Source organism: Drancourtella massiliensis, assembly GCF_016900655.1.
GTDB classification, from domain to species: domain Bacteria; phylum Bacillota; class Clostridia; order Lachnospirales; family Lachnospiraceae; genus Sellimonas; species Sellimonas catena.
This window is the reverse complement of sequence record NZ_JACJKH010000001.1, coordinates 119,881-144,633: the sequence shown is the minus strand read 5'-3', so window position 1 is coordinate 144,633 and position 24,753 is coordinate 119,881. Positions and strand designations below refer to the sequence as shown.

22 protein-coding genes are annotated in these 24,753 nt (G+C 48.7%); 1 reads left to right on the top strand and 21 read right to left on the bottom strand.

Features of this window, described 5'->3' with window-relative positions; genetic code table 11:
* Positions 1–84 precede the first annotated feature (84 nt).
* The 19 genes from H6A32_RS00710 to H6A32_RS00620 all read right to left on the bottom strand — a co-directional run bounded on the left by H6A32_RS00710 (position 85) and on the right by H6A32_RS00620 (position 20,517).
* Entirely contained in the window at positions 85–759 is a 675-nt protein-coding gene (locus H6A32_RS00710; RefSeq protein WP_087167302.1) for a response regulator transcription factor, read from the bottom strand.
* Between the two features lie 108 nt (positions 760–867).
* Positions 868–1,044 carry a 30S ribosomal protein S21 gene (gene rpsU / locus H6A32_RS00705; protein ID WP_005603101.1) on the bottom strand — a complete coding sequence of 59 codons (177 nt, stop codon included), beginning with the start codon at positions 1,042–1,044 and terminating at the stop codon, positions 868–870.
* Between the two features lie 141 nt (positions 1,045–1,185).
* Entirely contained in the window at positions 1,186–3,831 is a 2,646-nt protein-coding gene (alaS, locus tag H6A32_RS00700) for an alanine--tRNA ligase (protein ID WP_204863514.1), read from the bottom strand.
* 87 nt (positions 3,832–3,918) lie between these two features.
* Complete coding sequence (locus tag H6A32_RS00695) at positions 3,919–6,381, bottom strand: homocysteine S-methyltransferase family protein (RefSeq protein WP_204863513.1); 2,463 nt, start codon at positions 6,379–6,381, stop codon at positions 3,919–3,921.
* Positions 6,382–6,397: 16 nt separating this feature from the next.
* Positions 6,398–7,045: a vitamin B12 dependent-methionine synthase activation domain-containing protein gene (locus H6A32_RS00690; protein ID WP_204863512.1), complete on the bottom strand. Its 648-nt coding sequence runs from the start codon at positions 7,043–7,045 to the stop codon at positions 6,398–6,400.
* On the bottom strand, positions 7,038–7,907 hold the full coding sequence (gene metF / locus H6A32_RS00685; RefSeq protein WP_138372868.1) for a methylenetetrahydrofolate reductase [NAD(P)H]: 870 nt from the start codon (positions 7,905–7,907) through the stop codon (positions 7,038–7,040). Before metF ends, H6A32_RS00690 begins: the two co-directional genes overlap by 8 nt.
* 32 nt (positions 7,908–7,939) lie before the next feature.
* Entirely contained in the window at positions 7,940–9,376 is a 1,437-nt protein-coding gene (gene glgA, locus H6A32_RS00680; protein ID WP_138372867.1) for a glycogen synthase GlgA, read from the bottom strand.
* A gap of 71 nt (positions 9,377–9,447) precedes the next feature.
* Positions 9,448–10,236: a sporulation transcription factor Spo0A gene (gene spo0A, locus H6A32_RS00675; protein ID WP_087167511.1), complete on the bottom strand. Its 789-nt coding sequence runs from the start codon at positions 10,234–10,236 to the stop codon at positions 9,448–9,450.
* A 130-nt stretch (positions 10,237–10,366) separates the two neighbouring features.
* Positions 10,367–11,428 (bottom strand): SpoIVB peptidase S55 domain-containing protein, encoded by a 1,062-nt coding sequence (locus H6A32_RS00670; protein ID WP_204863511.1) that lies wholly within the window; start codon positions 11,426–11,428, stop codon positions 10,367–10,369.
* Between the two features lie 103 nt (positions 11,429–11,531).
* Complete coding sequence (gene recN, locus H6A32_RS00665) at positions 11,532–13,217, bottom strand: DNA repair protein RecN (protein ID WP_087252883.1); 1,686 nt, start codon at positions 13,215–13,217, stop codon at positions 11,532–11,534.
* Positions 13,218–13,255: 38 nt separating this feature from the next.
* A complete protein-coding gene (gene argR / locus H6A32_RS00660; protein WP_087167310.1) occupies positions 13,256–13,705 on the bottom strand; it encodes an arginine repressor in 450 nt (149 codons plus the stop codon).
* Positions 13,706–13,709: 4 nt separating this feature from the next.
* Positions 13,710–14,519, bottom strand: coding sequence for an NAD(+)/NADH kinase (locus H6A32_RS00655; protein ID WP_087167311.1), 810 nt, complete (start codon positions 14,517–14,519; stop codon positions 13,710–13,712).
* A gap of 4 nt (positions 14,520–14,523) precedes the next feature.
* Positions 14,524–15,336: a TlyA family RNA methyltransferase gene (locus H6A32_RS00650; protein ID WP_087167312.1), complete on the bottom strand. Its 813-nt coding sequence runs from the start codon at positions 15,334–15,336 to the stop codon at positions 14,524–14,526.
* A gap of 3 nt (positions 15,337–15,339) precedes the next feature.
* Entirely contained in the window at positions 15,340–17,241 is a 1,902-nt protein-coding gene (gene dxs / locus H6A32_RS00645) for a 1-deoxy-D-xylulose-5-phosphate synthase (protein WP_204863510.1), read from the bottom strand.
* Positions 17,242–17,253: 12 nt separating this feature from the next.
* On the bottom strand, positions 17,254–18,153 hold the full coding sequence (locus tag H6A32_RS00640) for a polyprenyl synthetase family protein (RefSeq protein ID WP_087167314.1): 900 nt from the start codon (positions 18,151–18,153) through the stop codon (positions 17,254–17,256).
* A complete protein-coding gene (gene xseB, locus H6A32_RS00635; RefSeq protein ID WP_087167315.1) occupies positions 18,140–18,337 on the bottom strand; it encodes an exodeoxyribonuclease VII small subunit in 198 nt (65 codons plus the stop codon). The genes H6A32_RS00640 and xseB overlap by 14 nt, the downstream gene beginning before the upstream one ends.
* Positions 18,315–19,541 carry an exodeoxyribonuclease VII large subunit gene (xseA, locus tag H6A32_RS00630; protein WP_087252887.1) on the bottom strand — a complete coding sequence of 409 codons (1,227 nt, stop codon included), beginning with the start codon at positions 19,539–19,541 and terminating at the stop codon, positions 18,315–18,317. Before xseA ends, xseB begins: the two co-directional genes overlap by 23 nt.
* 3 nt (positions 19,542–19,544) lie before the next feature.
* Positions 19,545–19,952 carry a transcription antitermination factor NusB gene (gene nusB, locus H6A32_RS00625; protein ID WP_087167317.1) on the bottom strand — a complete coding sequence of 136 codons (408 nt, stop codon included), beginning with the start codon at positions 19,950–19,952 and terminating at the stop codon, positions 19,545–19,547.
* Between the two features lie 184 nt (positions 19,953–20,136).
* On the bottom strand, positions 20,137–20,517 hold the full coding sequence (locus H6A32_RS00620; protein WP_087167318.1) for an Asp23/Gls24 family envelope stress response protein: 381 nt from the start codon (positions 20,515–20,517) through the stop codon (positions 20,137–20,139).
* Between the two features lie 273 nt (positions 20,518–20,790).
* Here H6A32_RS00620 and H6A32_RS00615 point away from each other — a divergent pair, with 273 nt between their 5' ends.
* Complete coding sequence (locus H6A32_RS00615) at positions 20,791–22,152, top strand: Rpn family recombination-promoting nuclease/putative transposase (protein WP_204863509.1); 1,362 nt, start codon at positions 20,791–20,793, stop codon at positions 22,150–22,152.
* 123 nt (positions 22,153–22,275) lie between these two features.
* Here the strand turns inward: H6A32_RS00615 and H6A32_RS00610 are convergent, their stop codons facing one another.
* Together H6A32_RS00610 and H6A32_RS00605 are read right to left on the bottom strand one after the other, a co-directional pair.
* The gene (locus H6A32_RS00610; protein ID WP_087167320.1) at positions 22,276–23,868 is read right to left on the bottom strand and encodes a peptide chain release factor 3; all 1,593 of its coding nucleotides are present in this window, start codon (positions 23,866–23,868) and stop codon (positions 22,276–22,278) included.
* Between the two features lie 150 nt (positions 23,869–24,018).
* Complete coding sequence (locus H6A32_RS00605) at positions 24,019–24,741, bottom strand: SpoIIIAH-like family protein (RefSeq protein ID WP_207738697.1); 723 nt, start codon at positions 24,739–24,741, stop codon at positions 24,019–24,021.
* Positions 24,742–24,753 lie beyond the last annotated feature (12 nt).

Here is a 24,753-nt window from a genome sequence, read left to right as displayed (position 1 = left end):
TTCATCTCCTTTTTTTATTTGCTTTCATCTTACACTCTCTTTCCAAATCCTTCGCAAATAAAAAGTAAAGACTTCGTAAAGATCTCATCTGGAAAGTGTATAGCCGATTCCCCATACTGTATCGATAAACGACCGGTCCGATACTGTTTTTAGTTTCTTCCTGATATTGCTGATATGCACATCAATGGCCTTCGTTTCACCCATAAACGGCTCCTCCCACGCCGCCTCAAAAATCTCTTCCTTGCTGAATACTTTTTTGGGCCAGCTAAGAAACAGTTCCAGAATCAAAAACTCCTGCCTGGTCACTCCTTCCAGACGCACCCCGTCTACGTAGATCTGGTGCTCCTCACGGTCAAGGAGAAGTCCATTGTGCTCCAGCACTTTCGTTTCTTTGGCCCCGGAACTTTTTCTGAGCTGTACCTGGACTCTTGCCAGCACTTCCCGGATCTCAAAAGGTTTGACCACATAATCATCCGCGCCGCCAAGGAGAACATCCACCTTATCGTCCATCTCATCTTTTGCAGAAAGAACAATAACCGGAATGGCCCCTTTTGCACGGATCTCTTTCAGAAGCGCCTCCCCGGACATGCCCGGCAGCATCAGATCCAGAAGGACCAGATCCGGCCGTTCCTGCGAAAGCACAAATCTCCCTTCTGTCCCGGAAAATGCCTGTACGCAGCGGTATCCTTCCTTTTCCAGCGCTTCTTTCAGCATCTCATTGATATTGACATCATCTTCCACAATCAAAATCATATTCATCCTGTCTTCCTTCCTTTTGGCTCATCTTTTCCTATCGTAGCACGTCCGAAGTTTTCTGTAAACATAGAAAAAAACAGGATGCCTTCCGGCATCCTGTCTCTGCACATCTTAGTTATATTTACGTTTTCTAGCAGCCTCAGATTTCTTTTTACGTCTTACGCTTGGTTTTTCGTAATGTTCTCTCTTACGAATCTCCTGCTGGATACCAGCTTTTGCGCAGTTACGTTTGAATCTGCGTAAAGCGCTGTCTAAACTTTCGTTTTCTTTAACGATTACATTTGACATAGTCTCACACCTAACCTCCCCTCCAGTCCTGTATTGTGCATCATACGACTGTTCGGGTATTTTATTGCACTACAAGTATTATACCATATTTTCTTTATCCGTCAAGGAGTTTTTCGCATCTTTGTGCGCGCTTTTGCGGGATTATGCCAGCTGTTCCTTTGCGGTTTCTCTTGCTTTTTCCAGTGCAGCATCCACGCCATCCGGATTCTTGCCGCCGGCCTGTGCCATGTTCGGGCGTCCGCCGCCGCCTCCGCCGACCAGTCCTGCGATGGCTTTGATCAGGTTTCCTGCATGGGCGCCTTTCTTCACCGCGCCGTCTGTCGCCGTCGCCATCAGGCTGACTTTTCCGTCTGTCACAGATGCGATCACGATGACGCCTTCACCGACTTTTTCCTTTAACTGATCGCCGAGATCACGCAGTCCGTTCATGTCTACACCTTCGACTTTTGTTGCGATCACGGAAATTCCATCGATCACTTCTGCCTGATCTGTGACATCTCCCATGGCATCCTTTGCCAGTTTGCTCTTCAGGCTTTCCACTTCGCTTCTAAGCTCTTTGTTCTCTGCCTGCAGATGGCTGATCTTCTCTTCCAGATGATCCGGTGTCGTCTTCAAAGCCCTGGAAGCCTCATGAAGAATCATTTCCAGATTTGCATAGTATTCCATCAGTCCTTTGGAAGTCAGTGCCTCGATACGGCGCACACCTGCTGCCACACCTGCTTCGGAAACAATCTTGAAGGATCCGATGGATGCAGTATTGTCCACGTGTGTTCCACCGCAAAATTCCTTGGAGAATTCTCCCATGCTGACAACGCGGACGATATCGCCGTACTTTTCACCAAACAAAGCCTGCGCCCCTGTCTTTTTGGCCTCTTCGATCGGAAGGTTTTCTACCTTCACCGGAAGTGCATCAGCAATGGCCTTGTTTACGATATCTTCTACGTTTTTGATTTCTTCCGGCGTCAGTGCGGAGAAATGGGTAAAGTCAAAACGAAGTCTTGCCGCATCCACGTAGGAACCAGCCTGCTCTACGTGCGTTCCAAGTACGGTACGCAGTGCTTTCTGAAGCAGATGAGTCGCACTGTGGTTTCTTGCGGAGAGTCTTCTGTTCTCCTCATCGACTTTCAGCACAACCGTCTCTCCGGTACGGATCATGCCTTTTACTGTATATCCAATATGCGCGATCTTTCCGCCCAGAAGTTTCTTCACATCTTTTACTACGAATTCAAAGCTTCCATCTTCGGAAGTAATCACACCTTTGTCTGCATTCTGTCCACCGCTTGTTGCATAAAACGGAGTCTCTTCTACGAAAATCGTACCTTCCACGCCTTCGGTCAGCGCCTCAGTCAGTTCGTTCTCTGTCGTCAGCACCGTTACCCTGGAGCTGTGTGTCAGTGTCTCATATCCAACAAAAGTCGATGTCACAGACGGGTCGATGGACTCATAAACAGTCACGTCTGCTCCCATATAGTTTGTTACGCCTCTTGCTGCACGTGCGGTCTCCCGCTGTACCTGCATGGCTTTCTGGAATCCTTCCTCATCTACGGAAATTCCCTTTTCTTCCAGGATCTCTTTTGTCAGATCCAGCGGGAATCCATATGTGTCGTAGAGCTTGAACGCATTGTCTCCGGAAAGAATCTTCTCTCCTTTTTCGTTCATCTCTGCTTCCATCTCTGCAAGGATGCCGAGACCCTGGTCGATGGTTTTATTAAACTGGTCTTCCTCTTTACTGATGACATTGAGAATGAAATCTCTCTTTTCTTCCAGTTCCGGATACCCGTCTTTGGATCCGGCGATTACCGTCTCGCAAAGACCGGACAAGAATTTTCCTTCGATATTCAGAATTCTTCCGTGACGGCATGCGCGGCGCAGGAGACGTCGAAGCACGTAGCCTCTTCCCTCGTTGGACGGCATGATTCCGTCGGAAATCATAAATGTCACGGAACGGATATGGTCTGTGATGACACGGATGGAAATATCCGTCTTCTCATCCTCTTTGTAAGTCACGCCCGCAATCCGGCATACATGGTCACGGAGCGCTTTCATTGTATCAATATCAAAAATGGAATCCACGTCCTGTACAACACTTGCCAGACGCTCCAGTCCCATTCCGGTATCGATATTCTTCTGTTCCAGTTCGCTGTAATTGCCGTGTCCGTCGTTATCAAACTGGGTGAATACGTTGTTCCAGATTTCCATGTAACGGTCGCACTCACAGCCTACTGTACAGTCCGGTTTGCCGCAGCCGTATTTTTCACCGCGGTCATAGTAGATCTCGGAACATGGTCCGCAAGGTCCGGAACCGTGCTCCCAGAAATTGTCTTCTTTTCCAAACTTGTAAATCCGGTCTGCCGGGATGCCCATCTCCTTGTTCCAGATATCAAAGGCTTCCTGATCATCCACGTAAACGGACGGATACAGGCGGTTTGGATCAAGTCCTACCACTTCGGTCAGGAATTCCCAGGACCAGTGGATCGCCTCTCTTTTAAAATAATCTCCGAAGGAAAAGTTTCCGAGCATCTCGAAAAAGGTACCGTGTCTTGCGGTCTTTCCTACGTTTTCGATATCACCGGTACGGATACATTTCTGGCATGTAGCCATCCGTCTTCTCGGCGGAATCTCCTGTCCGGTAAAGTATGGTTTTAATGGTGCCATCCCGGAATTGATGAGCAACAAACTCTTATCGTTGTGCGGCACCAGGGAAAAACTTTTGTGAACGAGATGTTCTTTGCTCTCGAAAAAGTCCAGGAACATCTTTCTTAACTCATTGACTCCATAAGTCTGCATGACGCTGTCTGCCTCCTCATTGTATATTTCAAGCGTTCTCTCTTCTTTTGCTTATCTTATTAATCATACTGGATTGCACGGAAGGTGTCAAGATTCCTTCTCCCCGGAATGCAGGACTTTCTGCGCAAAATGGACGGACTGCATGGCGTCTTTCCCGTAAAAATCCGCTCCGATCATGTCTGCATACTCCTGATTGAGCACCGCTCCGCCCACCATAACCTGGCAGTCCGGCTTTTCTTTTCGGAGCAGCCGGATGGTTTCCTCCATATTGACCACGGTCGTTGTCATCAGAGCGCTTAATCCCACCAGGCGGATGTCCTCTTTGACCGCTGTTTCCACGATCCGCTCCGGATCCACGTCTTTTCCCAGGTCAATCACATCAAATCCGTAATTTTCCAGCAGCACTTTGACGATATTTTTCCCAATATCGTGGATGTCGCCCTTGACCGTGGCAAGAATGATTTTTCCGTTTTTCTCCTGTACAATGCCGCTTTGTTCCATCGTATCCTTGAGTACCGCAAAGGCCTCTTTCGCCGCATCCGCACTCATCAAAAGCTGCGGAAGGAACAGCGTTCCCTGCTCAAACCGTTTTCCCACCGTGTCAAGGGCCGGAATCAGATGCTGATTGATAATGGAAAGAGGCTCCTCCGTCTCTGCAAGGGCTTTTGCCAGACGGCCTGATTCCTCTTTCAGCCCCCGCTCAATGGTGTAACGCAGATCCATCTCCCCGGTTTTCCGGTCGTTTCCAGTTCCGGAAGCACCGCCGGCACTGTCTGTCTTCCCGGATGCCGGACTGCCTGTCCGGGCCGGTCCGGCCGGTTTATAATCTGCATACGCCGCAATATACGCTTCACAGTTTTTATCAAAGTTCATCAACGCTAGATAGGAACGGTAGGCCTTCATCATCTCTTCGGATCCCGGATTGATGATGCCCGCGGTCAGGCCTTTCTGCATGGCAAGGGCATAAAAGACGGAGTTTACTGCCGGGCGGTACGGAAGCCCGAAGGAAATATTGGACACGCCAAGCACCGTGCGGACATGGTATTTCTTCCGTACCATCTCCAGTGCCTGAAGCACCGTGATGGCTCCTTCCGGCTCGGAACTGATAGTCATGGTCAGCACATCAATGACAATGTCTTTCGGCCTGATTCCGTACTTTGCAGCCTCCCGGATAATCTTTCCGGCTACTTCCACACGTCCTTCGGCGGTCTTTGGAATTCCGTTTTCATCCAGTGCAAGGCCGATCACCACACCGCCGTATTTTTTCACAAGCGGGAAGACCATGGCCATGGATTCCTGTTTTCCGCTGACGGAATTGACCATCGGCTTTCCATTATAAATCCGCATGGCGCGCTCCATGGCTCTTTGATCCACCGTATCAATCTGCAGCGGCAGGCTCGTAATGCCCTGAAGCTCCTTTACAACTTCCTCCATCATGGCCGGCTCATCAATATCCGGCAGGCCCACATTGACGTCCAGAATATGGGCTCCCTGCTCCTGCTGGCAGATGCCTTCCTTTAAAATATAATCAATATCATGCTCTTTTAACGCCTGTTTGAAGCGTTTCTTTCCGGTCGGATTGATCCGCTCTCCAATAATCACCGGGCAGTCGCCAAGTACCACAGCCTGTCCGTAGGAGGAAACAATCGTCTCCGTTTTTTCCGTTGGAACCTGGATCTGCATACCCCTGCATGCCTTTGTCATGGCCCGGATATGAGCCGGGGTCGTACCACAGCATCCACCAATGATGCAGGCTCCGGTCTCCACAAGCTGCTTCATCCATCCCGCAAAAATCTCCGGCGTCACATCGTAGCATGTCTTTCCGTCTCTCTGCTTTGGAAGACCCGCATTCGGCTTTACAATCACCGGAACACTGGCATGTCGGCAGATCTCCTTTAAAATCGGAAGCATCTGCTCCGGTCCCAGTCCGCAGTTGATTCCAAGAGCATCCACGCCGAGTCCTTCCAGCATGGCCACTGTCCCCGTCACATCGCCCCCGGTCAGCAGTTTTCCTCTTTCATCAAAAATCAATGTCGCAAACACCGGAATACCGGTCTGCTCTTTTGCCGCAAGAACTGCAGCCTTGACTTCGTACGTATCGCTCATGGTTTCGATGTGAATCAGATCCGCCCCTGCCTCAGCTCCATAACGGGCCGCCTGAGCAAAGGCTTCGTAAGCCTCGTCAAAGGACAAATCTCCCATTGGCTCAAGCAGCTTTCCCGTCGGCCCGATATCCAGCGCCGCGTAATGTCTGCCGTCATCCTTTCCGGCCAAAGCTCTGGCGGTCTTGACATTGTCTACCGCAGCAAAGATAATCTCCCGCAGAGAACAGTCCTCGTCATGAAATTTCAGCGCATTGGCCCCAAAAGTATTGGACAGCACGATGTCGCTCCCGGCCTCATAATACTGTCTGTGGATCTCGATAATCTCTTCCTTTCTCTTCAGATTCCATGTCTCCGGAAGCTCTCCGGGCTTTAAACCTCTCTCCTGCAAAAGTGTCCCCATTCCACCGTCTAAAAACAGGAGCTCTTTTCCAAGCCGCTCTCTCATATCTGGTCACTCCTTCTTACTTGCTGTCTCTTCTGTATGCGCAGTCTGTCTTTTCACAGACCTCGCACCCCTGCCTGTGACAGGGCGTCTGCTCCATACTGATTCCGATCAGTGCTGTCACCGATTTGGTGGGCGTCAGCATGAAACTTTTTGTCATCGTAAGACCGATGGTCTTGTCCGCCTGCAGAATCTTCAAAAGCATCTCCTGATGGCAGATATCAAAATCTCCATATCCAGGGCTGAATCTTGGACGGAGGTATTTTCCTTCTTCTGCCATTTCCTGCGCGATCCGATCCTGACAGCTGTCACAGTACTCCTCCAGAAGCGCTGCTGCACAGGCCTGCAGGACAACTGCTTTTGCCATCTCCGTCACAGAAGCCCTGCGGATCATCTGGTCAGCTTCCGGCCCAAGAGTCGCCGCAAACACTGCTGCCTGTCTGCATCCTTTCATGTTTTTAGAAAGGCTTCTGCTTTTGATTTCCCAATCTCCGATTTTCAAGGTCTCCCCCTCCTGAGATAATTCAAAAATGCGATAGATGAATCGCTCTCTTACCCCGGAAGAAAGCTCCTCCATGGAGCTTTCCACCAAAGCAAGTGTCTGTTCATCTATCGCATGTCTTCCATATCCCAGATAACGGACAGCCTCCCTTATCTTTCTATTCATCTACAATCTCCGATAGATTCTCCATGATCGCCCTTGCAACCTCCGGCTTGTTCATGGAATAAATGTGGATATTATTGATTCCGTTTGCAATCAGATCGATCACCTGATCCGTCGCGTATGCAACGCCTGCCTGACGCATTGCTTTCGGGTTGTCCCCGAACCGGTCTACCACTGCTTTGAACCGTTCCGGCAGATAAGTTCCGGACAGTGAACAGATCCTCTTGATCTGGCTTTTGTTTGTGACCGGCATGATGCCCGGAAGCACCGGAACCGTGATTCCTGCCTCCCGGATCTTATACAGGAAGTTGTATAAGATATGATTGTCAAAAAACATCTGGGTCGTCAGGAAATCCAGCCCGCAGTCCACCTTTTCTTTCAGGTGGCGGATATCCTCCTTCTGAGTCGCGCTCTCCACATGACCTTCCGGATAGCAGGCTCCGCCAAGGCAGAAATCCCCGCTCTCTTTCAGAAGCTCGATCAGCCCGATGGCATGCTGGAACTTGTCCTCCGCCGGGTACTCCATTCCCTCCGGAATGTCGCCCCGAAGAGCCAGCACATTTTCAATGCCTTCTTCTTTTAATTTTTTGATCACTTCCCGCACTTCTGCTTTCGTAGAAGAGACGCAGGTCAGGTGCGCAAGGCTTGGCACCTTCAGATCGTTCTGAATGTGGGATGCGATACCCACCGTATTCTTGCTTGTGCCGCCGCCGGCGCCGTAGGTGACGCTGATGAAGGACGGCTTGACTGTCGCAATCTCGTCCACCGCCTTCAGGACGCTCTCATATTTGTCATCCGTCTTCGGTGGAAACACCTCAAAGGAAATATGTACTTTTCCTGATTGTAATTTTTCTCTTATTTTCATGTTGTACTCCTAAGCTGTCTATGTTTTATTCTTTACAGGCTCTCATAAAGTTCTTCGTACTGCCTTGCGGAATTCTTCCAGGAGAAGTCTTTCTTCATGCCCTGCTCTACGATCTTGTTCCAGTCACGGCGTTTGTCATAATAAATCTTCTCCGCGTACCGGATGGTTGCAAGCATCTCATGGGCATTGTAGTTTGCAAAGCTGAAACCGGTCCCTGTCTTTTCAAATTCATTGTACGGCTCTACCGTATCTTTCAATCCTCCGGTCTCTCTGACAATCGGTACGGTACCGTAGCGCAGACTCATCAGCTGGCTCAGTCCGCACGGCTCGAAGAGAGACGGCATCAAAAAGGCATCACAGGATGCATAAATCTTATGGGAAATCGGCTCAGAATAATAAATATTTGCCGATACTTTACCCTGATATTTCCATGCAAAGTGGCGGAACATATTTTCGTAACGCTCTTCTCCTGTTCCAAGAGCCACGATCTGAACCGCATCCTGACAGAGCTCATCCATCACATACGCAATCAGATCAAATCCCTTCTGGTCAGTCAGACGGGATACGATACCGATCATCATGGTTTTCTTATCCTGATTCAGTCCAAGTGCCTCCTGAAGCGCAAGTTTATTCTTTACCTTTTCCTTGCGGAAATTCGTCACATCGTAGTGGTACTCGATCATCGGGTCCGTCGCCGGATTCCACTCATTATAATCAAGACCATTTACGATACCGGACAGACAGTTGGATCTTGCATTCATCAGTCCGTCCAGGCGCTCTCCGTAGAACGGCTGCTTGATCTCTTCTGCATAGGAATTGCTGACGGTCGTCACCTTGTCCGCATAAACGATACCGCCTTTTAACAGGTTGGCATCTTTGTATGCTTCCAGCTTGTCCGGCGCGAAATAATATGCCGGAAGTCCTGTGATGTCCTTCACCGTCTTCGTATCCCAGATTCCCTGGAACTTGAGGTTGTGAATCGTCATCACCGTCTTGATGCCGCGGAAGAATTCGTTGCCGTACCGGAAATTGTCCAGATAAACCGGAACAAGTCCTGTCTGCCAGTCATGGCAGTGAATGATATCCGGACGGAAATCAATCAGCGGAAGGGCGCTTAATGCTGCCTTTGAGAAGAACGCGAACTTCTCAATATCCCATTTCGTATCGCCGTACGGAGTAAATCCGTTGAAATAGTATTCATTATCGATGAAATAGAAAGTAATGCCCTCATGAACAAGCTCCAGAATTCCGACATACTGCTCTCTCCAGTTTAAGTCCATATAAAAATGTATTTTATATGTCAGTTTTTCTTTCCACTCTTCTTTCATACACATGTATTTCGGAAGCATTACTCTGACATCGTACTCTTCTTTGTCAAAATATTTTGGTAAGGAACCTACAACGTCTGCCAGTCCTCCTGTTTTGATAAATGGAACCGACTCAGATGCTACAAATAATATTTTCTTCATAAGTCTTCCTCCTGAATAAAAACATAAACTATGGACTTATTATACCGCATTTTCCGGCATTTGCAAAGAATTTATCGATGTTTGTATTCTAATCGGATCGTATCCGCTACCAGGGCGATAAACTCCGAATTGGTCGGTTTCCCTTTCCCATTGCTTACTGTATAGCCAAACAGATCATCCAGAACATCAAGCTTTCCCCTGCTCCATGCCACTTCAATGGCGTGGCGGATGGCCCGCTCCACTCTGCTTGCCGTTGTCTGGTGCTTTTTAGCTACCGTCGGATAGAGGATTTTCGTAATGGCATTCAGAACATCCATATCTTCCACCGCCATGATAATCGCATCTCTCAGATAGTGATATCCTTTGATATGTGCCGGAATCCCGATCTCATGGATCATATCAGTCACCCTCGTCTCCAGAGGCTTTGCGTCTTCTTCTCTCTTTCGTACCTCCATCGCCTGCATAGGGGCTTCCATATGTCTTTTGCATCTTGTGCTTTTGATTTTCTCAATCAGTACTTCGTTCCGAAATGGCTTCATAATGTAGTAGGCCGCACCTTTGCGGAATGCATCTTCTGTAATCTTCTCCTGTCCAACCGCTGTAACAATGATAAAATCTGGCCGTTTCTGGATTGTCCTGTCTTTATTGACCATGTCCATCACACTTAACCCGTCGACTTTCGGCATGATCAGATCCAGCAATACGACATCAGGTTCTTTTGTTTTTATAATCTGATAAACGTCTTCCCCATTGTTCGCCTTGCCGACGAGGGAAAGATCTTTGTCCGATGTGATAATATTTCCCAAAAGTTCCAGCATTCGTTCATTGTCGTCTGCGATCGCTACATTTACTTGATCCATTTTCCTTTCAACCTCCGCTTTCTCCCATTCTTTCCTAAAAAACGCTACGATCACTATTATAAATTTCACATTTTGCCAAATCAAGAAATTGCTGTCGTAACAATTCGACATCTCCCTGCATTCTTTTTCCTTATCTGACATGGTTCAACATATTCCCGATGTAGATCCCGTACCCCCTGGCCGCGTTCTGGACAAAAACATGGGTTACTGCCCCCACCAGTTTCCCATCCTGAAGAATCGGGCTTCCGCTCATTCCCTGCACAATTCCGCCGGTCAGGCCGAGGAGCTTTTCGTCCGTCACCTCGATTACGAATGCCTTATTTGCTTCCCTGGCATTCCAGTCGATTTTTGTAATACGAATCCGGTAGTCTTCCACCTCTCCGCTGACTGCACACCGGATCACGGCATCTCCGGTGTGAACCTCTTTTTTTGCAGCCGCCGGAACCGGCTCCTGATCCGAAAACAGTGCGTCAATCCGGTCAACGGTTCCGTAAATTCCTTCCTCGGTATTTTGGTCGATGGATCCAAGGATATTGTAATTATTGTAGACAATCACGCCTTCCATTCCTCCCGGATCCCCCGCCTTTCCTTTCTGGATATCCTGAATGCTGGTCGTGTAAAGGCGTCCGTCCCCGATTTCCAGAAGTTCGTTCGTATCCGTATCACGGATTCCATGTCCAAGCGCGCCAAAATGACTCTGACTGTCCAGAAAGGTAATCGTTCCCAGCCCCTGTTCATTGTCCTTTACCCAGATACCAAGTTTCTTTCCCTCTTCACTGTCAACCAGTTCGGTCTTCACATCCAGGTATTCTTCCTCCCTGCGCAGATGAAGGACAACTTCACTTGCTTCTTCCCGGGCCACCGCCGCCTGAAGCTCTTTTTTCGTACCAATCTCTTTTTCATCAACTCCTACAATGTAATCTCCCGGTTTTACCAGATGTCTGGCAGGCTCCTTTGCGATCCCGTCCGCATCCTCCACAGCCTCTGTCCCAAGAACTATCACACCGTCTGTCTCCAGATAAAGCCCCACCGGCATACCTCCGGGAATGACAAGATTTTCGTCAATTTCCGATGTACTGACCTCCTGTTCAAACTGTCCCTGCTTCCACTCCAGAAAACAATAGCTCCCACCCAGGAGCATAAACGCCACAAGCACGATCAGCACGCCCCTTCGATACCATTTCACCCACATAACGCCGCCTCCTAAAAAACTGAATATTCTGAAAATGATCATTGGGGACGGGTTCCTTTGCATCGGAACACGTCCCCAATTAGTATTTTCAAAACCATGTATTCTATTCTGTTTTTTTCATGTTTCCGGCAAGCTTTTTCATTTCCCGGGCTGTTGCAAGAACTGCATGCGTGATTTCGGCTCCTCCCAGAATCCTTGCGAGTTCCTGGATTTCTTCGTCTTCATTCAGAAGCCGGATTCCGGTTGTTGTTTTCTGATCATCGGTCTGTTTTTCGATCAGGTAATGTGCGTCTGCCATGGCTGCGATCTGGGCCAGGTGGGTGATGCAGAGAACCTGATGGCGTTTTCCGAGGAGTGCCATTTTCTCGGATACTTTCTGTGCGGTTCTGCCGCTGATTCCGGTATCGATTTCGTCAAAGATCAGTGTCTCAACTTCATCTTTGTCAGCCAGTACAGATTTGACGGCCAGCATGATTCTGGAGAGTTCTCCTCCGGATGCTACCATGCCGAGGGGCTTTTTCTTTTCTCCCGGATTGAGGGAAATCATGAATTCCGCCTCGTCTTTTCCGTATTCGGTGAAATCGGAAAGAGGCCGGATCTCTGTCTCAAATTCAACGTTCAGGAAATTCAGGTCGAGAATTCCCTGACGGATTTCTTCGGAAAGTCCTTTTGCATAGGATTTCCGGATCCGGGTCAGCTGATCCGTCCAGATCTGAAGCTCTTCTCGTGCCTCTTCTTTCTGTTTTCTAAGCTGTTCCAGATATGCGTCATAGTCTGCCAATACAGCGAGTTTTTTTTCGGTCTCTTCCGCGTATGCCAGAATGTCCTCAATGGTCTTTCCGTATTTTGTTTTGAGATGATTGATCGTATTGAGCCGGTTTTCGGTCTCATAAAACTCTTCTTCGGAGAAGCGGAATTCTTCCTGACAGTCGGAGAGTTCCCGGTTGAAATCATTCAACAGGCTGTCGATCTCCAGCAGTTCTCCGTAAAGCTCTTTAATATGTTCATCATACGCCGATGCTTCCGACATGGCGTGGATGGCTCTGCTTAACAGACTGGATGCCGATACATCGGAGAGTTCCCCTGTGCACTGGTAGGCTTCCTGAATGCTGTCTGTGATTTTCTTTGCATTGAGCATCTTTTTATAGCGCTGTTCCAGTTCCTCATCCTCTCCGGTTACAAGGGATGCTTCCCGGATTTCCGATGCCTCAAAGGAAAGAAAATCGGCCTCTTTCCTGCGCTCGGTCTCTGCTTTGTCCGCCTCTTCCAACGTCTTTACCGCCTCCCGGTATACACGGTATGCATCCCGGACTTTTTTCTTTACCGGGTCTGCCTCTTCCTTTGCGTAGGCATCCAGAATTTCCAGATGCTTTTTCTTGTACAGCAGGGACTGGTGCTCATGCTGTCCGTGAATATCAATCAGGATCTCCGCTGCTGCTTTCAGCCGCCCGATGGGAACCATCTCTCCGTTGATCCTGCTGATACTCCTTCCGTCCATGAGTTTTCTGCTCAGAACCACAATCCCGTCCTCCGGTTCAATTTCGAGTGCTACAAGCTTTTCTTTCTGTCTCGGATCCCGGATATAAAAGACCATTTCCACCAGTCCGTAATCCGCCCCTTCCCGGAGCATGGAGGCGCTGTATTTTCCTCCGAGAGCCAGATGTACTGAACCAAGAAGAAGGGACTTTCCCGCTCCGGTCTCCCCGGTCAGGATATTCAGCCCGTCCTTCCATTCGACTTCTGCCTCTTCGATCAGCGCCAGATTTTTTACGTGCAGACTTTGTAACATGTCTCCTCCATTTTCTATGCACATCCGTCCGGCTGCAGTTACATGACCATTCCTCTGAGCCGGTCCATCACTTCCACTGTTTCTTCCCTGCTTCGGATGGCACACATGATCGTGTCATCCCCTGCAATACATCCGGCAATCTCATGCCACTGCATGGCGTCAATGGCTGCCGCAACAGCCATGGCCATTCCCGGCACGGTTTTGATAACCAGAATATTTTCTGCCATATCCATTGACGCAAAGCCATCCCGTAAAATACGGATGTACTTCTCGCTCATTTCTTTTCCATCATGCCTGAGAAGGGCATATTTCTGTCTCCCGTTCTCTGACGGCACCTTCGTCAGTTTCAGATCCCTGATATCTCTGGAGACGGTTGCCTGTGTCACCTTGAATCCCGCCTCATTTAAGCGCTCTGCCAGCTCTTCCTGTGTCTCGATATCATATTTCCGGATCAATTCCACAATCTTTGCATGTCTGTTTACTTTCATTCGGCTAATTTCCTTTCATTTTTTCCCGCAGTGTCTCCAGGAAACTGATCCTGCTTAACCGGATCAGTTTCGTCACTTCTTTGGCTTTTCGGATACGCACCCGTTCTCCTGTTTTCAGCCTCATAATGTCGGTTCCATCAAAGGTCACGACCGCTTCTTCCTCTTCTTTGTTTCTTCTGGATCCGATCTCCACTTCAATCAGATCAGCATCCGATACGACAATGCTGCTGTTATTCAGGGAGTGTGAACAAATCGGCGTAATCAAAATCAGCGATGCCGTCGGCTCCACAATCGGACCGCCTGCCGACAGATTGTAGGCAGTAGATCCGGTCGGCGTAGAGATAATCAGGCCATCCGCCTGATAGGAAGTCAGATACTCTCCGTTCACATATAGATTCAGCCTGACAATATGAAGCGATTCACTTCTTGTTACAACTATATCGTTGAGTGCCGTATCTGTCCTCAGATCTTTAAGCGTTCCCGAAAGCATCATCCTGTTTTCCACAGAATATTCTCCCGCCAGCAGCCGGTCCAGTGCCGGAATCAGATTCTGCACCTCCGCTTCTGTCAGATATCCAAGTGTTCCCATATTCACTCCGAGAATCGGAACATCCCGTCCCAGGAGCTCTCTGGCCGCAAGAATCAATGTCCCGTCACCTCCGATGACAAGGGCGCAGTCGATTGTTTCCTGTTCCGCCTCTTCCCGGTTCAGAATGCAGCGCACACCATGACTTTCCAGATAAGACACCGCCTGCTTTGTCACTCTATGATGTTCGTCTTTTCCACTGTTTGTGATAATGTAAATCTGTTTCATCTTTCTATTTTGCCAGTGTCTCAAAGGCCTCTGTCACGACACGTTTGATCGCCTCATCTGACGGCACATCCCGATCCTCCTCCCCATTTGTTTTCTTTAAGTGGACCAGATATTCGATATTTCCCTCCGGTCCTTTGATCGGGGAGAAGGTCAGATCCTTCACCGTAAATCCGATGGAAGCTGCATAGTCCGTCACCATCCGGATCACTTCTTCATGTGTGCTTCTTTCCCGCACGACCCCTTTCTTGCCGACTTTTTCCCTGCCGGCCTCAAACTGCGGCTTGATCAGCGCCACAATCTCTCCGTCCTTCGTCAGATACTGATAAATCGGAAGAAGAACCTTGGTCAGGGAAATAAAGGATACATCGATGGAAGAAAAGTCAATCGGCTCTCCCAGATCCTCCGGCGTCACATAGCGGATATTGGTCTTTTCCATGCATACCACCCGCTCGTCCTGCCTCAGTTTCCAGGCAAGCTGTCCTCTCCCCACATCAATGGCAAATACTTTTTTTGCCCCGTTCTGAAGCATACAGTCTGTAAACCCTCCGGTGGAGGATCCCACGTCCGTGCATACTTTATCCTGCAGCTCCACGTCAAATTCTTTCATGGCTTTTTCCAGTTTCAGTCCGCCTCTGCTGACATAGGGAAGCGCATGGCCCCGCACCTCAATGGCGACATCCTCCGGAAACGTTGTCCCGGCCTTGTCCTCCCTTTGTCCGTCCACAAAAACATTGCCGGACATGATGACTGCTTTTGCCTTTTCTCTGGATTCAGCCAGATTTCGTTTTACAAGTAATACGTCCAGACGTTCTTTCATTTTTTACTGGTCTCCTTTTTTCATTGCTATCTCATGCTGCATACCCGCATAGACGGTCAGAACCTTTTTCAGAATCGATTCTTCGTCCAGCATGACCTCTTTTCTCAGCATATCCACACTGCCGTGTTCAATATAATCATCCGGAAGAGTGATGTTTAAGATCCGGACATCCAGAGCCATTCGATTGGCAAACTCCAGCACCCGTTCTCCAAAACCGCCGCTTTCTACATTTTCTTCAATTGTTACCAGAAGTCTGTGATCTTCCGCCAGCTTTGCAATCCGCTCTTCATCCAGAGGCTTTACAAATCTGGCATTGATCAGGCTTGCATTGAGACCCGCCTCTTTTAGCTTTTCCCGGACTTTTGCAGCCGTTTCAAACATATGACCGACACTGATCAGGGCAATGTCCTCCTCCTCAAAGACTGCTTCTGATTTTCCATATTCTATCGCCGGCCGGAACTCCCGGTATCCGTCATATGCCGTTCCTCTTGGATAGCGGATGGCAACCGGTCCTTTGGTAAATCCGATAGCAAACCTGATCATATCCGCAAACTCCCATTTATTCTTCGGGGACATCACTGTCATGTTCGGAATCATGGACAGATAGGACAAATCAAAAATCCCCTGATGAGTCTCGCCGTCACTTCCGACCAGTCCGCCTCTGTCCACGGCAAACACAACCGGAAGATTCTGAAGGGCCACATCGTGAATGATCTGGTCAAAGCCCCTTTGCAGGAAAGAAGAGTACACCGCAAACACCGGTTTGAGTCCACCTGCGGCAAGCCCTGCTGCAAAGGTCACTGCATGTCCTTCTGCGATTCCCACGTCAAAAAACCGTTCCTTGTATTTCCGGTGGAACGGGGCAAGGCCGGTTCCGTCTTCCATTGCAGCCGTGAGGGCCACAAGAGATGGCTCCTTTGCACCCATCTCATACATGACTTTTGCAAACACATCAGTATAGGTGTCTTTCTCTTTCTTTTTTAAAGGTTTTCCTGTGCGGATATCAAAGGGCTCCGTACCGTGGAACCGGGACGGCTCCTCCTCAGCAGGAAGATATCCTTTTCCCTTTTTCGTCAGAACATGTAACAGCACCGGTCCCTGGACCTTCTTCGCCTCATGAAAGGCACGGACAAGTTCTTTGATATTGTGCCCGTCCACCGGTCCCAGATAGGTGATCCCCATATCTTCAAAAAACATTCCCGGGACAAACAGCTGCTTGATACTGCTCTTTGTCTTTCTCAGATGATTCATGATCTGATCGCCGCCTGACGGAATTTTGCGAATCGCCTTTTCGAGACTTTTCTTCAGGTTCGTATAGGCATCCGCCGTCCGGATTTCATCCAGATACCAGGACATCCCGCCCACGTTCTGAGAGATCGACATCTGATTATCGTTGAGCACAATGATAAAATTTGTCTTCAGATTCGAAGCATTGTTCAGTGCCTCGAATGCCATTCCGCCTGTCAGGGCACCGTCCCCGATGACGGAGATCACATAATAGTCCTCTCCACGGATATCCCGTGCCTCCACATAGCCGAGTCCTGCGGAAATCGATGTGGAACTGTGTCCTGTATTAAATGCGTCACACTTACTTTCATTCCGTTTCGGGAATCCGCTCATTCCGCCGTATTTTCTCAGCTCGTCAAAACCTTCCTGGCGTCCTGTCAGAATCTTGTGCGTGTAGGACTGGTGTCCCACATCCCAGATCATCTTATCCTCCGGGAGATGGAAACACAGATGCATCGCGATTGTCAGTTCCACCACACCAAGGTTGGACGCAAGATGTCCGCCGGTACGGCTGATTTTCTCCACAAGAAATTCCCGGATCTCCTGCGCGAGAACCGGCAGTTCGTCTTTTGCTATGTTCTGAATATCATTTTCTTTTTGTATCCTCTCAAGTACCATAGAAATCCCTCACTATTTCTTTCTATGTATCAATTCCTTTATCAGCCATGTCAGATATGGATTCTCCACAGATAGTCCTGAAAGAAGCGTCAGCGCCTCTTGGGAAATCCGCTCCACATCTTCTTTTGCTTTCTCAAGTCCGCGCAGCGTCACATAGGTTGTCTTTTCGTTCTTTTCGTCACTGTGGACCGGTTTCCCAAGCTCATCCGTCGTGCTTGTCACATCCAGGATATCATCCTGAATCTGAAACGCAATCCCCACATTGGACGCAATACGTTCCATCGTCCGGATTTCCGCTTCGGACGCTCCGGCAAGAATCGCTCCGATCATCATGGAGCTCTCGATCAGGGCACCTGTTTTCAGCTCATAGATAAAGTCCAGTTTATCTTTCCCGATCCGGCTTCCCGTGGAAGCAACATCCACAACCTGGCCTCCGATCATGCCGTAGATTCCCGCTTTCCCTGCAAGCACCTGCAGTGCCTTCCCGATCATCCGGGACGCCTCCGGCTTCATATCAAAAGCTTTTGAAGCTGTCTCAAAGGCATAATTTAACAGGGCATCTCCGGCCAGAATTCCCATATCCTCTCCATAGACGATGTGAGTAGTCTTCCGCCCTCTTCGATATTCGTCATTGTCCATCGCCGGGAGATCATCGTGCACCAAAGAGTAGGTGTGAATCATCTCCTGGGCCGCAAGAAACGGCCGGATGATGTCGGAAGTACCTCCGAACATCCGGTAGGTCTCCATCATCAGCATTGGACGAAGCCGCTTTCCACCTGCCATCAGACTGTATTCCATAGCCTCCATGATTACCTTCTGAAACCCTTCCTGTTTCGGAAGATAGGAGACGATGATCTCTTCCAGCTCTTTTACTTTATTTTCTCTTTCTTTTTCCCAACTATTCAAACTCATGCTTTTCTCCATTCTCGTCCAGCATCTGCACCTGTTTCTCCACGGTGCCGATCTGCTCATCGCACTGTTTTAAAAGCTCCATCGCTTCCGCATAATACCGGAAGGAATCTTCCAGAGAGATTTCCTCCGACTGCATCTTCTCCTGGATCTCATCCAGTTTTTCAAAGATTTCGTTGATCTCCATCGTCGTTCTTCTTTATCCTTTCCACGATCGTATGAATCGTTCCGTCTGTCACATACAAAGTCAGCCGGTCTCCCTGCCGAACCTGACCGGTCGTCCTTACCGCATGGCGTGTTTCATCCTGCACAAACGCATAGCCCTGATTGAGCCGGCTCACTGGAGACAGACCGGAAAAAGTCTCGATCTGCACTGCAAGACGCTGGCGCTGCCTCTGGATTTTTATATCCATTCCTTCTCTGATCCTCATTTCGAGATCCGCAAGACGCTTCCTTTTTTCCGCAATCCGGGTGCCCGGATGCAGTCTCCGGAACACTTCGTATTCCTGGGAAAGACGCATCTTCCGGATGGCTGTCTGTCTGTTGATTTCCCGCTTCAGTCTCTGGCGTCTCGTTTCCATTTCGTCTTTCACCGCCCGGCAGTCATATACTGCCAGTTCGGCGGCCGCCGACGGCGTAGGCGCGCGTAAATCCGCCACATAGTCCGCAATCGTCGTATCTGTCTCATGTCCGACCGCGGAAATCACCGGAATCGGACAGTCAAAAATGGCTCTTGCCACTTCTTCCTCGTTAAATGCCCACAGATCCTCCATGGATCCGCCGCCTCTTCCGACGATAATAACATCCACATCCTCTTTCTGAATCCGTTCAAGCGCCTTTACAATACTTGGCGCTGCCTCCGCTCCCTGAACAAGTGCCGGGGAGAGAATCAGTTCTATGTATGGATTCCTCCGTTTTGCGATGTGAATGATATCCCGGACGGCTGCTCCGGACGGCGCGGTCACAATGCCAATCTTTTTCGCAAAAGCCGGAATCGGCTGCTTATATTCCGGTGCAAACATGCCCATCTCTTCCAGCTCTTCTTTGAGCTCCTGAAATCTCTGCGCCAGAATCCCTGCACCGTCAAGGACAATCTCCCTGGCATACAACTGATAGGTCCCGTCCCGCTCATACACAGAAATGGAGCCAAACACAGCAACCTGCTGCCCGTCCTGCATCCGAAACGGCAGTCCTTTCCGGTTTCCCGCAAACAGAATGCAGGAAATCGATCCTGACTCATCTTTCAGAGAAAAATAAATGTGTCCTTTCGGATGGTATTTACAATTTGACACTTCGCCCCGGACATAGATGCGGCTCAGCATAAAGTCCTGGGTAAACATATTTTTGATGTATTGATTAACCTGACTGACGGTATATATATTTTTCATCATCTGTTAATCTGCCAGCTTTGCGAGAACTCCGTTGATAAAAGCCGGACCCTCGTCACTGCTGTACCGCTTCGCAAGTTCTACCGCTTCATTGATCGCCACCTTGACCGGGATGTCATCGTCCCATTTGATCTCGTAGACTGCAAGCCGCAAAATTGTCAGGTCCACTTTATTCATTCTTCCGGTCTTCCATCCGGTCGTATGTTCATTGATCAGCACGTCAATCTCCGGGATCAGCGCTTCAATTTTCCTGCTTTTTTCCTCAATATACGCCTCATCCTCTTCTCTTACTTCCCGTTCCGTCTTCAGAAGGTCCATATAGAGATCCGCCTGCTCCGGAAGCTCTTCCGGTGTGTGGAATTCCTTTCCAAATAAAATTCTGAAAATGTGTTCTCTGATTTCTGATCTTCCCATATTACTTCCTTTCTCTGCTCTTCCCGCATGGCTTTCCTGCCTTTTACCGGCAGAACTTTTCTGTGGAATAAAAAAGGGGCATCATCCCGACACCCCTCATTATACCGTACTTTCCGCTATGCGGCAATCTATTGTGCATAAAAATGCATTTTCTCGTATATTTATTCTTTACAATGTGCGGGTTTTATGCTTCTGTGTCATCATCAACGCCTACAACACGGATATTGACATCAGCGACAGTCAGTCCTGTCATATTTTCAATTGCTGTCTTGACTTTTTCCTGTACCTTGGAAGATACTTCCATAATATTCTTTCCAAACCGTAAATTCAGTGATAAGGATACTGTCACTACGCCGTCCAGAACATCTACCTTGACTCCCTTTGAGAGATTCTTCTTTCCCAGTTTACTGATGAGATCTCTCGTGGATGTGCCAGCCATGGAAGATACGCCGTCCACTTCCATTGCCGCAAGGCCTGCAATAATCGCTACCACCTCATCAGCAATCTGTACCTGTCCGATCTCCTCTTCCTGGATCGTATAGGTATTTCTTTCTTCTTTCCCCATATCTGAAACCTCCTCATCTCGGTCTTAATGCACATTTCCTGTGTATAGAATACACAATTACTGTGTTCATTATACCAAATTCCCCGGATGCTTACAAGGCGATTTGCCATTTCATAAAAATTTTATCTTTCTCCATCTTGTCCGCTCCGGTTTTTCGTGTTATCCTTTGGCCATCAGAAAAAGCATTCTGCTTTTTCATCGTTCACGGCATTCGCCGATTTACCCAACTGTTTGACAAAAGAAACATGGCTGGCAGCTTCCTGTCTGGAAAATGTGTTTAGAAAATATATCTGGAAAATCCGTTTCCTTCGGGGTGTCTCTTTTCTGATACCGGAAAGTATGGTAGACTACAAGAAACGGAAACAGTTTTCTTATGTCAGAGGCATTGCCATCGCAGAAAGGAGACTGTTTATGCAGCAAAACAACATGACAAATCAAACCACCGCGGCCACTTCGGAAGAAGATTTTATTATGAAGCCTTACATCGACTGGTGCTTCAAAGAGCTGATGCGGAATCCGAATACAAGAAGAGGGTTCATCGCCGAATTGCTGAAGCTTTCCCCTGATCAGATCGGGAATACGACCATCCTGGAAAATGAACTTTCCAAACGGTCGGAGGAGGAAAAGAAGGGAGTACTGGATGTTCACGTTCTTCTGGAAAACGGCACTCAGCTGGACATCGAGATGCAGGTCGTCTACATGCACTACTGGGACGACCGAAGTCTGTTTTATCTGTGCAAGATGTTTTCCAGTCAACTCCACAAAGGCGAGGACTATGATCAGCTTCAAAAATGCGTGCATGTCGGCGTTTTGAATTTTACCTACTATAAAAATGATGATATCTGTTATCGCAAGGCCCGGATTTACGATGAAGAAACCGGAAGCCTGTACAGTGACAAGCTGGAAATTCAGGTTCTGGAACTCCCCAAGATTCCCAAGGAGTATCATCATCCGGACGGTATCATTGCATGGATGAAATTCTTCCGCGGCGGTAAAAAGGAGGACTTAAAGGAGATGTCAAAAGGAAATTCTTATCTTGAAGAAGCCTATGAAGATCTGATGGAAATGAGCCAGGATGAAGAAAAACGCCGTGCATATGAGGCAAGAGAACGTGCAATTCGAGATCAGCTGTCCCTGCAGCGACAGGCCGAACGTACTTTTCAGCAGTTGACAGACGCACAGGAAAAACTGGAAAAGGCAGCGCGGAAAATAGTCGAGGCGGAACGAAAAGTGGTTGAAGCAGAACAAAAGGCTGCCGTGGCTGAACAGAAAGCAGTCGAAGCAGAACAAAAGGCTGCCGTGGCTGAACAGAAAGCAGTCGAAGCAGAACAAAAGGCTGCCGTGGCTGAACAAAAAACTGCCGAGGCTGAACGAAAAACTGCCGAGGCTGAACGAAAAACGGTTGAGGCGGAACAAAAAACGATTGAGGCGGAACAACGGTCTGAAAATACTCAGGGAAAACTTTCTGAAACTCAAAGGCTGTTGGAAACAGTTCGTGCGCAGAAAGATGCTGCGCATGAGCAGGGACGGAAGGATGCCGTGATGGAATTATATCAGGAAGGGGTCCTGAATCTGGAACAGGCAGCGTCTGCATGCGGAATGTCCCCAGTCGATTTTCAAAAGCAGCTCGTTTAAACAGAAGGATCGAAAGTCAGAGATTGAAAGAGGGGCCGTTGCAGCTTAATAAAAGAAGCTGCAACGACCCCTGAACAATTTCATCATCAATGCTATGGTATTGACAAACCTGTATCCCTTCGGTTAAGACCGGCCAAACTCGGAAAGCTTCAGTCCTTCATTTCTCTCCAGTGTCATCCGGATGCTCCATTCGTGTACAAACAAGAGCAGTGGTCTTTCTTTCAGATCTTTGATCTTCTTCATATCGGATGTACCGGTCAGACGATCCATATCGATTTCCTCATTTTCGATCCAGCGGATATGCTCATACGGCAGCGTTTCCAGAATGATATCCACACCGTACTCATTTTTCAGACGGTATTTCAACACATCGAACTGCAGAACGCCGACTACACCGACGATAATCTCCTCCATTCCGGTGTTAAACTCCTGGAAAATCTGGATCGCACCCTCCTGGGCAATCTGATTGATCCCTTTGATGAACTGCTTTCTCTTCATCGTATCTACCTGGCGCACCCGTGCAAAGTGCTCCGGCGCAAAGGTCGGAATCCCCTCATAGGCAAATTTTTCCGGGGATGTGGTGATCGTATCTCCGATTGAGAAAATGCCCGGATCAAAAATTCCGATGATATCTCCGCCGTATGCTTTCTCGATCATTTTTCTCTCACTTGCCATCATCTGCTGCGGCTGGGAGAGACGGACTTTCTTTCCTCCCTGAATATGGAAGGCGTCCATCCCTGCGTCAAACTCTCCGGAACAGATGCGCATAAATGCGATCCGGTCCCGGTGTGCCTTATTCATATTTGCCTGAATTTTAAATACAAAGGCGGAAAAATCTTTCTCCGTCATCGGATCGATGTCGCCTTTGTCCGAATGTCTCGGAAGCGGAGACGTCGTCATTTTGAGGAAATGCTGCAGGAAGGTCTCTACTCCGAAGTTGGTAAGCGCAGATCCGAAGAAGACCGGAGAAAGCTCTCCTTTATCCACCAGATCCTGGTCAAACTCTGCACTTGCCCCGTCCAAAAGCTCGATTTCTCCTAACAGCTGCTCTTTCTGGTCCGGATCCATGTAACTGTCCACATCCGGGTCATCCAGACGGATCTTCTTTACTTCCCCTGTAGTCGTTCCCTTTTTCGTATCGAAGAACAGCTCGATCTCCTCTTCATTTCTGTCATATACCCCGCGGAATGCCTTTCCCGATCCGATCGGCCAGTTGACCGGACAGGTTGCGATGCCAAGCTCCTTTTCGATATCATCCAGAAGCTCGAAGGTATCCATCGCTTCCCGGTCCATCTTGTTAATAAAGGTAAAGATCGGGATATGACGCATGACGCAGACTTTGAACAGCTTTCTTGTCTGCGCCTCCACACCTTTGGATGCGTCGATCACCATCACGGCGGAATCCGCCGCCATCAGGGTCCGGTATGTGTCCTCCGAGAAATCCTGATGTCCCGGAGTATCAAGGATATTGATGCAATATCCCCCATAATTAAACTGCAGTACCGAAGAGGTGACCGAGATTCCTCTCTCCTTTTCGATCTCCATCCAGTCTGACACCGCATGCTTTGCAGTCGCTTTTCCTTTTACAGAACCTGCCTGATTGATGGCTCCGCCATATAATAAAAATTTTTCAGTCAATGTCGTCTTCCCGGCATCCGGGTGGGAAATAATTGCGAACGTTCTCCGCTTTTTTATTTCATCTGTAATCTTTGACATGATACTCTCCTGTATTTTCTTTTATTCTACCCGGAATCTTCCATATGATTCCACACAGGTAAATATTGTAGCACATCCATCCTGAATTTCGCAACAGGTTTTCCCGTCCAGACCGCATTTTTCGGACCTTTTACGCGTGATGTCCGCTTTTTATTCTGCTGTTTCCGTATTCTCTGTGCCTTCCGTGTTGGTTTCCGAATCCGAAGACGTGCCCTCTGCAGCAGCGGTATTCTGGTCCGCCTTTTTATTCATCGGAGTGATGACGATATTTTCCGGCGCCACTCCGGTTTTTCTTGTGACAATATCCTCGATCTGGGCACGGTTTGCCTCCGTCATTTCCACATTTCCGACGACCACATCCGCTTCCCCTTCACTGACTGTCACAACCGTCTCGGTAAATCCTTTTGAGGCAAGCAGCGTTTCTGCCGCAGACTCCTGCTCAGCCACCCTGGTCAGCTCGATCATCTGATTTACCGCCTCTTCTTTCTGTTCCTCTGTCACAGAAGCGCTGTCGATAATCCCCTGCAACGTCTCCTTGTTTTTCGCCCGTACCTGTTCTCTGGATACCTTGGCCTGAGCCACCGTATTTTTCACCTCTCCGCTTGTCAGCACAGCCTCTCCCGGGGTGCCTTCCACATCCCCGTCCGTTTCCTCGGACGCGTCCTGATCCTGGCTTTCAATATCCCCGGACCCGGTCTCGATATCTTCCTCGGAAATATCAAGTAGTTCACTGTTTGCCTGCTGGGAAACTCCGCTGTCATCTGTACTTTCAAAAAGTTTTCCTGAATAATTCAGATACCCTGCCGCCGCGATCATCAATGCCAGTGCCGCCACAATCACCTGATTTTTCTTAATCAATCGTTTCACCGTCATTCCTCCTGCTTT